This is a genomic window from Pseudomonas antarctica, from assembly GCF_900624995.1.
Classification (GTDB): Bacteria; Pseudomonadota; Gammaproteobacteria; order Pseudomonadales; family Pseudomonadaceae; genus Aquipseudomonas; species Aquipseudomonas antarctica.
On record NZ_UYXQ01000127.1, the window covers coordinates 1 to 10,259 of the forward strand.

A 10,259-nucleotide genomic window follows, 5' to 3' on the forward strand; every position below is an offset into this window, starting at 1 on the left:
ATCCAAAAAGCCTGCGCCCGTGAAATCATCGCGCAGATGTGGGCCTTCGATGACAAGGCGGGCCGACCCTGCTGCCTGATCCCGGAAGCCACTGCGCTGTTCCAGGAGCGCAACGCGCAGTTACTGGGCGGGCGAGAGATGGCGATGTTTTTCTACGTGGCGCGGTGTTACCGGTATGAGCGGCCACAAGCCGGTCGCTATCGTGAATTCACCCAGTTGGGGCTGGAGATTCTCAGCCCTGAGCCCGCGTTGGCGTTGCAGCGCAGCCAGGCGCTGTGCAGCGGTTTTCTGGACACGCTGGGGCTCGATTACGAACTCAACCTGGCGGTGAAACGCGGGCTGAGTTACTACCTGGAGGGCAATGGCTTCGAGGTGCGTTGCCCCGCCTTAGGTGCGCAGCAGCAAGTAGTTGGCGGCGGCGCTTACCGAGAAGGCGCCGGGTTCGGCATTGGGCTCGAGCGGCTGGTGCTCGCACTGGCTTGATGTTCAAGGCGCCTGTACCCGCAGGCGTCTCCTCTACGGCGGCCGGATATGCTCCAATAGCCGCCATTATTTGATCACCCGGGAACCCCACCATGGCCGACGCCACCGACCAAGCCTTCTACGACCGTGCAGACGCACACATCGAACTGTCGAACGAGCAGCTCAAGACCTGTGAAAACCTCGGTGAGGTCAGCGCCTCGATGATGTTCGGCGCCACGCGCTTTAACGCCTGGGCCAGTGCGCGCAACTTCAAGTCCGGCGCCGAAATGGCCGATGCGCGGGAAGCGATGCTGAAGTATTTCTGTGACCAGTACCGGATGATGCTTGAGGATAATCTGGATGATCACATTAATAATTTCAGTCAGTACATGCTCGTAAAGACCTGATAGGCGCATGTAAAAATCATGGAGCCTGTTCGAGGGCTCGAGCGTGCGCGATAGGTTTGCGGTGCGTGAAACACAGTCGAATGGGTCAGCCCGTGGTGTCGGTTGCGAGATAGGCGGGCTGCGAGTCATGGATAGGGTGCGCGATGCTGAGCACGCGCCTGACCGCACGTAGCTCTTGGGCGGTGAAACGTGTTCTGCCAAGGTCGTAGTCAATGCCGCCGGGGTTCATCTGCAATGAAAAAAGCCCGGTAATGTCGTCGTCAGTTTGTTCAAGCAGCAACTCCATGTGTGCTTCGCTGCGCGTACTGGCTGTCAGGAAAATTAGCCCTTCAACGTTAGCGCGGCCACATCGGGTCACCTCATCCCAAGCCAGGATATTGCCTTGCGCGGTACTAATCTGATGCAGGCTCCATGTGGTTTCTGGCAGCGCCTTCAACGCGGGTATCAGCCGCTCGCAGGAGAGGACCTCAACGTCATACCCCGGTTTCCCAAAGTTAACGCGAGACGCAGCCTGGTTGACCGACGCGGGGCTGATCACCGTCGCGATCAACAGATGGCTTGTAGCGATTTCTGAAGGTTGCTCATCCCAGCCATTCAAATCGGAAACGGGCGGGCACCATATGAGGCGCAAGGTTTCACCGACGCGCGGGGCATCATTCTGCTCAAAATACGCGACCGTAGTGCTGCCGACGGCAGGTAAAAGCGCGTTGAGCTGAGTAACCGCAGCGTTGTGGTCAATGCCAGGGCCATTGGGCCAGAACGTTGGGCAGTAGGTGTTCACAACGGGAAGGTCCTTTCCAAAAGCACACGTTCGGCCGAATGATGACGTAAGAAATCTGGAATGCGCATGGAACCTACGGCTGTGGTTGCGCAAGTCGCGTCAAGTAAGTCGCCGGCACCGATTCCACCAACCACACGCCATTGTCCGCTTGATAAAACGTTATTCCCGTCTGGCTCATACCCAGCGCATCAACCGTAAGCAGCACAGGCTGCCCATAGCGTTTGCCAACGGCCAGTGCTGTCTCGGGGTTGTCCGTAAGGTGTACATGGTGCCGACTGCCAGGGATCAACCCCTGCGCTTCGATGGAGGCCATGAAGCGGCTGGCGGTGCCATGGTAGAGCAGGGCGGGCGGCGCCTTCTCGATGTGCTGCACCTGGACCTGCGCGGTGCTGTGCCCTTGTGCGGCGCGGATACGCTGGCCGTCGCCTGAGAGTGTGAAGCGCTTTTTTTCGTTGGTCTCGACCACGTCGAGCAGGGCTTGGCGATCCAGCGTGCGGCCGTGTTGGTTGGCGTTGAGGATCAAGCCGTCAACATCGGTCCAGCCATCGCCATCCAGGACGACACCAATGGATTCGGGCGCGTGGCGCAGTATGTAGCTGAGGAACTTGCTGATTTCGTCGCGTTGTTGCTTGTTCAAGGGATGTCCTTTCCATTCAGGGTTGAGCGAGCAGCTCGCTCTTTACTTGCAAGGCGAGTGCGCCAAAACCTTTGCCCGTGCCACGGTTGGAAATCGAAAGGTCTTGGGCATCAGTCTGGTCTTCCCACAGCTCTATCGATTCAATCTGTTGATGCGTCGCATCGGTCTCGATCTCAAACGAAATGAAGCGATCTGACTGAGTCAGTAACAGGCCCCATAAACTCGGCATGCCGCAGAAGTCGATCTCAAGTTTTATGACAAGGGTTTGTGACCAGTTAAGGCCCTGCGTCTCGCCGTAATCTTTCAGGGCTGATGGAATACCATTGGCGCGGCATGCCTTCGCACACGCCATGAGCCAGTGGGCGGTGAGTGCGTTTTGCTCTTGTACGTTGAGTTGTCTTTTCTTCAGCAGCCGTTGGATGTCCATGGCGATTTCAGATGTCCTTGCACGCTAGGTCGGGCAGGTGAGTGCCGAGGGAACTCTAGGGCAAGCCAGCGCCTGTGAAAAGCCGAGTTACCGTTCCACTCTGCACATTGAGTGCTTTTGCCCCATTTTCGCGCATGCCACTGCGCTCTCAAGTCGCCAAGCCGCCTATTTCGCGGCCCGCTACCAACGGCCCGTATCTTGCTTGAGCCTTCCCAATCAATGACATGGCATTTTGCTTGTAGTCATTTCTAGGTTGTTTTGGGGAGTGGTCGGCCATGCACAGTCTTTTATCACCGGGTATCCGCCTGCTTGGCCGTTTCGGTTTCGCGCGCAAGTTTCAAATCCTGTTTTTCCTGTTCATGCTGCCCCTGGCCGGGAGCCTGTGGCTGATTGGCCAGGACTTTCGCGACAAATTAGCGGTAATTTCCAGCGAGCAGTCCGGTGTTCATCAACTGTTGGCCCTGGACACGCTGGATGACCAGTTGACGGCGCAACGCAACCAGGCGGCGCGCTGGAAAGCGCTGGATATCCTGCACACCCCAACGCCTGCGGCCCAAGCGGCGATGGACAAGGTCGATGCTGGCAGCCCGGTCATTCTACAAAGCTTGCAAGCGCTGGGTGATTCGCTCAAAGCCCAGAGCGCCAGCGCCGACACGCTAGCGCGTTTTGAAGCCTTGCAGGCGACGGTCAAGGGCATGGACACCCAGTCCTTGCGCACCGTGGGGTGGTGGCCGGACGGCTATGACCGCTTCACCGCCGCCTTGACCGCGATGCAAACCCTGCGCGAGCAGGTCACCCAGGATGCCGGTCTGATCCTCGACCCTTGGCTGGAAACTTACCTGCTGATGCAGATTTCCACTCAGCACACGCCGGACCTGATCGAGCGCATCGGCCGCACGGCCAGCGTCGGGCAGTCGTCGATTGCGTCGGGGCAGTTCACCTTGCAAAGCCGCTTGCAGATGCGTGATCTGCGCGGCCGTATCGGCGATGCGCGGGACCAACTGGTCAAGGCCGCCGCGTCGCTCAAAGCCAAGCAATACCCCGGAATTGAACGGTGGACGGCGCAATACGACACCAGCCTGCAATTGCTCGACAGCGAACTCAAAGCCCTCGACGACGGTGTATTTGGCGGCACCATCAAGCTCGACACCGCAGGCTTCGATCGCAGCGTTGACAGCATACTCGGCGCGTTGGGCGCGTTGCGCAGCCAGTCGCTGCACTCGCTGGATGAACGCTTGAGTTATTACCGCGACCGTTCGCTAAATCAGTTTATTCCGGTGGCGGCGACCTTCAGCCTGTTGGCGCTCGCTGCGTTGTACCTGTTCATTTGTCTGCAAGCGTCGATCCATCGCAGTGCCAGCGGCATCACCACGCTCGCCGAGTCTCTGCGCGACGGCAACCTGTGCGTCGAAGTGGCGGTGGAAGGCCGCGATGAACTGGCGGCGATCAGCACGGCGCTCAACGTCGCGGTGGTGCAGTTGCGCACCAGCCTGCTGGGTGTCAACCACGAAACCCAGCAGCTCGGCTCGGCGGTGCTCACCCTCAACGCACAATCGGGCAGCACCCTCACCGAAGTCGAAGACCAGCAACATCAGATCAGCCAGATTGCGGCGGCTGCCACGCAACTGGCTGCCACCTCGGTAGGCGTCGCCAGAAGCTGCGAACAGGCGTCGGGCAGTGCGCAGCAGACACGCCGCATCGCTGAGGACAGCAGCCGTGACAGCCAGCGCACCACGGCGAGCATCCAGCAACTCAACCAGCGCCTGACCGACACGGCGAATGCGCTGGAGCAAGTGAGCCAGCAGGGGCAGCAGATTCAGTCGGTGGTCGACACCATTCGTGGCATTGCCGAACAGACCAACCTGCTGGCGCTCAACGCCGCCATCGAAGCCGCCCGCGCAGGCGAGCAGGGCCGTGGTTTTGCGGTGGTCGCGGATGAAGTGCGCAGCCTGTCGCAACGCACGCAGGCCTCTACGGCGCAGATCGCCGGCACGGTCGACAGCCTGCGCGCGACGGTCAGCCAGGCGGTCACGCTGATGGGCGCGGCGTGCGACCAGGCGCTGACCGATGCTGAATCCGTCACCGGCCTGGGCACACGCTTGGGCGAGATTGCCGGCGCGGTCCAGAACGTCACCGACACCCTGGCGCAGATTGCGGCGGCGGTGGAGGAACAGGCGACGACGGCGGATGAGGTCAGCGGCAATATCCAGCAGGTCGATCAGGCGGCAGGGCGCTTACTGGATGGCGCGCGGGCGGTGAACGAGGCGGCCGATACCTTGAGCAAAGGCAGCCGTGCACTGAGTGAAAACACCGCGCGGTTTCGCTTGGTCTGAACCCTGTTCTCAATTGAACGGCTGATACTTACCCATCCTGTGGCAAGCCCGCTCGCCACAGGGTGTGCTCTGAGTGAAAACACCGCTGGGTTTCGCGTGTAACACGCCGCTAGATGAACCTTCAGCGCCGACAGGGCTCACTTATGAGGTCGCCCTGTTTTATTGCCGAAAGGAATCCGCATGCCTTCAGCCCCGCCAACACCCGACCTGAACGCCCCAGTAGAACGCGAACTCAGCCTGCGCGCGGTGATCACCGGGGTGGTGCTGGGCATCCTACTCACACCTTCCAATGTGTATGCAGGCCTCAAGATCGGCTGGTCGTTCAACATGTCGATTATTGCCCTGCTGGTCGGCTATGCCATCTGGCAGGGCCTTTCCAAGCGCAGCCCTGCGCAACTGCCATGGACCCTGCACGAAAGCAATATCAACCAGACCGTCGCCTCGGCCGCCGCCTCGATTATCTCTGGCGGGCTGGTGGCGCCGATTCCGGCCTACACCTTGTTGACCGGCAACACGCTGGACGCGCTGCCGATGATCGCCTGGGTGTTCTCGGTGAGCTTCCTCGGGATCTGGATCGCCTGGTACCTGCGGCCCTCACTGCTCAACGACAAGGCGCTGAAGTTTCCCGAAGGCATGGCCACCCTGGAAACCCTGCTGCACATCTACAACCATGGCCGCGAAGCCGCCACGCGGTTGAAGGTGCTGCTCAGCGCCGCGTTGCTGTCCGGGTTGGTCAAGTGGGTGGACACGTTCCTGTGGGCCTTCCCGCGCGGGTCACCCAGCGCGCAGTTGGAGCGCCTGACCTTTACCGCCGACCCTTCGCTGCTGTTGCTGGGGTTCGGCGGCATCATCGGTATTCGCGTGGGCCTGACCCTGCTGCTCGGCGCCATACTCGCCTGGGGAGGGCTGGGGCCGTGGCTGTTGGCGCAAGGCTTGGTGACCTTGCCGGCGGGCAGCAGCGGCCCGCAATTCGCCGCGCTGGTGGAGTGGTTGTTGTGGCCCGGCGTGAGCTTGATGGTGTGCTCGACGCTGGCCTCACTGGCAATTCGCCTATGGACCTTGCATACGTCCACCCAAAACGGTGGTGGCACGCCCTGGGCGATCCCCAAGGCTGGGCCTGCGGCCGGTTTTGCGTTGGCGATTATCTTGGTGGTGAGTCTGCAGTCGCTGTTGTTCGGCATCAACCTGTGGATGGCCTTGTTGACCATTCCCCTGGCGATCTGCCTGGCCGCCGTGGCCGCCCGGGTGGTGGGCGCCACCGGCATCCCGCCCATCGGCGCCATCGGGCAATTGTCACAACTGAGCTTCGGCATCGTCGCGCCGGGGCAGGTGCCGATCAACCTGATGAGCGCCAACACGGCCGGCGGCTCGGCCGGGCAATGCACGGACTTGATGAATGACTTTAAGGTCGGCAAGGCGATTGGCGCCACGCCGCGCAAACAGGTGGTCGCGCAGATCCTGGGGGTTTTCGTCGGCAGCATTGTTGGCGTGTTCGCCTACCTGGCGTTGATTCCCGACCCGCAAAGCATGCTGCTCACCGAAGAATGGCCGGCGCCTGCGGTCGCCACCTGGAAAGCCGTGGCACAGACGCTGACGCATGGGCTCGATTCATTGTCGTTGAGCATTCGTTGGGCGATTGGTCTGGCCGGCGCGGTCGGCGTGCTGCTGGGGATTCTCGACAGCACCTTGCCCGCCGCACGCACCCGCTATTTGCCCAGTGCCGCCGCCTTGGGGCTGGCCTTCGTGTTGCCGGCCTCGGTGTCGCTGATGATGGCCCTCGGCGCAGTGCTGACGTGGCTAGTGAGCTGCCGTTGGCCGAGTGTCACCGAGCGCTTTGCGATTACCGCCGCCGCCGGGTTGATTGCTGGCGAGAGCATCACCGGTGTCGGCGCGTCGCTGTGGGCGATGGTTGCGAATTAATCCATGGCACTCCCGCGCGACAGCGTAGTCTCTTACCTTAATACTCACTCGCGTACAGCGGAGCCCTTATGATCACCGTCCACCACCTCAATAACTCGCGTTCGCAACGCATCCTCTGGCTGCTCGAAGAACTCGGCCTGCCTTACGAGGTCAAGCGCTACCAGCGCGACCCGAACACTAACCTTGCCCCGCCTGAACTCAAGGCCATCAACCCACTGGGCAAATCCCCGGTGATCGAAGACGGCGCTCTGGTGCTGATCGAATCCGCCGCGATCATCGATTACCTGATCCGCCGCCATGGCCAAGGTCGCCTGCAACCCGACCCGGCCACTGCCACCTACGACAAATACGTGCAATGGCTGCACTTCGCCGAAGGCTCGGCCATGCTGCCGCTGATGCTCAATCTCTACGTCGGCCGCTTGGGCGAGGCGGGTGCGCCGTTGCATCCGCGTATTGAATCGGAACTGGCCAACTACTTGGGCTACCTGAACGATATGCTGGCGGATACGCCGTACCTGGTGGGTGACGAGCTGAGCGGTGCGGACATTCAGATGAGCTTCATCGGCGAAATCGCCAAGGCCCAGGGCAAGTTGCAGGCTTACCCGAACCTGGCCGCGTGGGTGCAACGCTTTCAGGCACGCCCGGCGTATCGCAAAGCGGTGGAGCAGGGCGGCGAGTACGCGTTCGCGAAATAAACACGTCGGCGTCATCCTTGTGGCGAGCGGGCTTGCCCCGCGTTGGGCTGTCTAACCGACTAGCGCACCACCTCTAACGCCGTTATTTCATTCACATAATGCGTTTCACTCGATGTCGACTCCAGCGTCAGGGCTACACCCAGGTCCTCGATAAACACGCGCGAGGTCTGATAGTCGCCCTGGTCGCACGCCAGCTTGATCGCATCCCCGGTCAACGAGGCAAATACTTGCCGTGCCGGGACGCGCTCGCCGACCTTACAGGTCAATGCTGTTTTGTAGGGTTTATCGGTCGGTCGGGCCGGCACGCTCACCATCTGCAGGCGGGCGTTCAGTGTTTGGCCCGGGGCCCAACTGGTCGGCACCTTGAGCTCGACGTCGCGTGTTTGCAGCACGCGCCCATCGCCTACGCCATTCATCTTCGACTTCAATTGAACCAGGTCGGCTTGCGTCAGGCGATCAACGTTGAAGGTGTTGCCGTAGACCTCGTTCTTCACCAGCAAACCACCCTCTGCCTTGAAAGTGACCGAGGTCTCAAGGTCCTTGCTGCCGTCGCCTTTCTTGGACACGTAGCTGTAGCTCAGCGTCTTGAACTTCGGTTGCAGCAGGGGTGAATCCAGACGCTGGCGCACGTTGGCCGGTACGTCGACATCGCTGAAGCGGGTTTCGATCGGGGTGCGTGGGTAGTCGACCGGCGCGATGTCCGGACGCAACTGTGCCAGCAGCCCGGCATTCACGCCGCCCTGTACCGAACAGCTGACACGCGATTGCGTACCTTGCTTGCCTTGCGGCTCCACAATCAACACACGCTCAACCTGATGGGTCCCCGGCGCCTTGCCCGGTTGGGGTTTGATCGACTGCCAGCCGTTGCCAACCTTGAGTTCGCTGCGCGTGTATTCCTTTTCGCCTTTTTGCAGTGAACCGGGTTGTTCCAGCAGCGGGGCGAGGCGCTGGGCAACCGCGTCGACACCGCCGTCCACAACGAAGCCCCAATAATAGTAGAGCCCCAACGGGCCGAGGTCGGTGACCTCATCGGTATACGACAACAGCTTCAAACCCGCGATAGGGGGCGCGCTGACGGGCACCTGGCTGGCCTTGCGGTCGGCGCGATTTCTGACCGCAATCCACGAAAAGTTCTTTTCCTGCTGAAGCGGCGCGTAGGCCTGCCAGGCCTCACGGTGAGTGTTCAGGCTGCTGAAGAAGCTCGCGTCGCAACGGGTGAAGGCCTTGAGCGTGTCGACCCGTGCAGCGTCGTCGGCGTGAGCGAGGGTCGGCAGTACGGTGGCCGCCAGGAGGAGGGTGGGCAACTTCATTGCGCGGATGTCCTTATCGGAGAAAGGCGAGTCGGCATTATCCAGTAGATGGCGAGTGGCTTCTAGGAAAACACCGCAATTGAACGGTGGCCGCCGGCGTGCCTTAACCGAGTGGCATCACGCCAGGCGCCGACGCCAATCGCCGCCATGTTGAGCGCTGCATTCCTCTTCGGAGTCGAAGCGCACGCAGCGATCAATGTTCACCGCAGCCACATCCGCGTCATGCAACGCGGCGGCGGTCAGTGCCCGCATGCGTTGGTCGGCGCCATTGGCCAAGGCGTGGTCTTTGTGGGCTCGCGTGTCGAACACCCAAATCACCCGCAGGCTTTGGGGGAATGCGGCGTAATCAACGGTGTGGGTCAGCCAATCGAAACCCGGGATTTCGGCTTTGGCCGTTTCACAGGCTTCGGTCAGTGTGGCGACCAGTCGGCGTTCGAGGCGGGCGTTGTCGCGTTTGGATAAGGACTTCATCGCTACTCAATGGCCATAAACGCGCGCACGCCCAAATAAATCAGATACGCCGCGCCCACCCACTTCACGGCCTTGAACGCCGCCGCGCAAGTCATCAAGAGCGCCGACAAACCCAATGCGGCGCACACCGTATGGGCCAGGTTGCCAGTGGCAACGTCTGATCCGCTGGCGATGCCGACCTTGCGCCCGCCTTGAACGGTACGGCTCAGCACCAGCGACACGGAGGGGCCGGGGATCAGGAAAAGCCCCATCACCACGGCGACGTAAGTGATGAGCCTGGCGAGTTCAAACATGGCGGACTGTCTCGAAATAGGGCTCGGCACACAGTAACCCTCATGTGAGGTTTGAATGCAATGCCATTGGACACCTTGAATAATTACCGCCGATGCGCCCAGGCGTCGCCTCAAGCTGAGGGTTCATTCCATCAGCAAGAGGACAGTGCCCATGAGCACGCCACCCGCCGTACCATCGCTTCAGGAAATACGCACTCACCTGTTTGAAATAGACACAGACCTGCGCACTCAAACCAAGCTTCCTGTCGTACTGCCCGCCGAGCTGCTGGCGTTGGAGACGCTCAACACCACCCTCATCGCCGCCAACCAACGGTTGCTGAGCCAGTCACGTAGCCTGTTTCAGGCGCTGGCGCAGGCCGACCTCACCCAGGATGCGGGCAAGATGTTGCTGGCTCAGCTCAGAGCCGACCTCAACACCCACCTGCAAAGCCCTGACGAAACCAGCAGCGTGGACGGCAAAGGACGCGAAAGTTGTATCACTCAGGACGCCGGTCTTGGTGCCCTGGACCAACATGCCCGGCTG

At 61.0% G+C, this 10,259-nt stretch carries 12 protein-coding genes; 6 read left to right on the forward strand and 6 right to left on the reverse strand.

What is annotated here, in order from left to right:
• Together E0F99_RS26165 and E0F99_RS26170 are read left to right on the forward strand one after the other, a co-directional pair.
• Positions 1-483 (forward strand): HisS family protein (locus E0F99_RS26165; RefSeq protein ID WP_242626936.1); only part of this gene is annotated, 483 nt, incomplete at its 5' end.
• A gap of 92 nt (positions 484-575) precedes the next feature.
• On the forward strand, positions 576-869 hold the full coding sequence (locus E0F99_RS26170) for a DUF3144 domain-containing protein (protein WP_083357683.1): 294 nt from the start codon (positions 576-578) through the stop codon (positions 867-869).
• Positions 870-954: 85 nt separating this feature from the next.
• Here the strand turns inward: E0F99_RS26170 and E0F99_RS26175 are convergent, their stop codons facing one another.
• From E0F99_RS26175 to E0F99_RS26185, 3 genes are all read right to left on the reverse strand, one after another.
• Positions 955-1,650, reverse strand: coding sequence for a hypothetical protein (locus tag E0F99_RS26175; protein ID WP_083357684.1), 696 nt, complete (start codon positions 1,648-1,650; stop codon positions 955-957).
• A gap of 73 nt (positions 1,651-1,723) precedes the next feature.
• Entirely contained in the window at positions 1,724-2,287 is a 564-nt protein-coding gene (locus E0F99_RS26180) for an RNA 2'-phosphotransferase (protein ID WP_083357685.1), read from the reverse strand.
• Between the two features lie 16 nt (positions 2,288-2,303).
• A complete protein-coding gene (locus E0F99_RS26185) occupies positions 2,304-2,714 on the reverse strand; it encodes a hypothetical protein (RefSeq protein WP_083357686.1) in 411 nt (136 codons plus the stop codon).
• A 959-nt stretch (positions 2,715-3,673) separates the two neighbouring features.
• On the opposite strand from E0F99_RS26185, the gene E0F99_RS26190 reads away from it, so the two are divergent.
• The 3 genes from E0F99_RS26190 to E0F99_RS26200 all read left to right on the forward strand — a co-directional run bounded on the left by E0F99_RS26190 (position 3,674) and on the right by E0F99_RS26200 (position 7,662).
• Positions 3,674-5,047 (forward strand): methyl-accepting chemotaxis protein, encoded by a 1,374-nt coding sequence (locus E0F99_RS26190; RefSeq protein WP_408003438.1) that lies wholly within the window; start codon positions 3,674-3,676, stop codon positions 5,045-5,047.
• 180 nt (positions 5,048-5,227) lie between these two features.
• Positions 5,228-6,967, forward strand: coding sequence for an OPT family oligopeptide transporter (locus tag E0F99_RS26195; RefSeq protein ID WP_083357688.1), 1,740 nt, complete (start codon positions 5,228-5,230; stop codon positions 6,965-6,967).
• A 68-nt stretch (positions 6,968-7,035) separates the two neighbouring features.
• Positions 7,036-7,662 carry a glutathione S-transferase family protein gene (locus E0F99_RS26200; RefSeq protein ID WP_083357689.1) on the forward strand — a complete coding sequence of 209 codons (627 nt, stop codon included), beginning with the start codon at positions 7,036-7,038 and terminating at the stop codon, positions 7,660-7,662.
• Between the two features lie 59 nt (positions 7,663-7,721).
• Here E0F99_RS26200 and E0F99_RS26205 read toward each other — a convergent pair whose 3' ends face one another.
• The 3 genes from E0F99_RS26205 to E0F99_RS26215 all read right to left on the reverse strand — a co-directional run bounded on the left by E0F99_RS26205 (position 7,722) and on the right by E0F99_RS26215 (position 9,736).
• Positions 7,722-8,972, reverse strand: a complete 1,251-nt coding sequence (locus E0F99_RS26205) for a hypothetical protein (protein ID WP_083357690.1) — start codon at positions 8,970-8,972, stop codon at positions 7,722-7,724.
• 117 nt (positions 8,973-9,089) lie between these two features.
• Entirely contained in the window at positions 9,090-9,443 is a 354-nt protein-coding gene (locus E0F99_RS26210) for a hypothetical protein (protein ID WP_083357691.1), read from the reverse strand.
• A 2-nt stretch (positions 9,444-9,445) separates the two neighbouring features.
• Complete coding sequence (locus tag E0F99_RS26215) at positions 9,446-9,736, reverse strand: LysE family translocator (RefSeq protein ID WP_083357692.1); 291 nt, start codon at positions 9,734-9,736, stop codon at positions 9,446-9,448.
• Positions 9,737-9,887: 151 nt separating this feature from the next.
• On the opposite strand from E0F99_RS26215, the gene E0F99_RS26220 reads away from it, so the two are divergent.
• The coding region (locus E0F99_RS26220) for a hypothetical protein (RefSeq protein WP_130909009.1) at positions 9,888-10,259 on the forward strand (372 nt) is incomplete at its 3' end.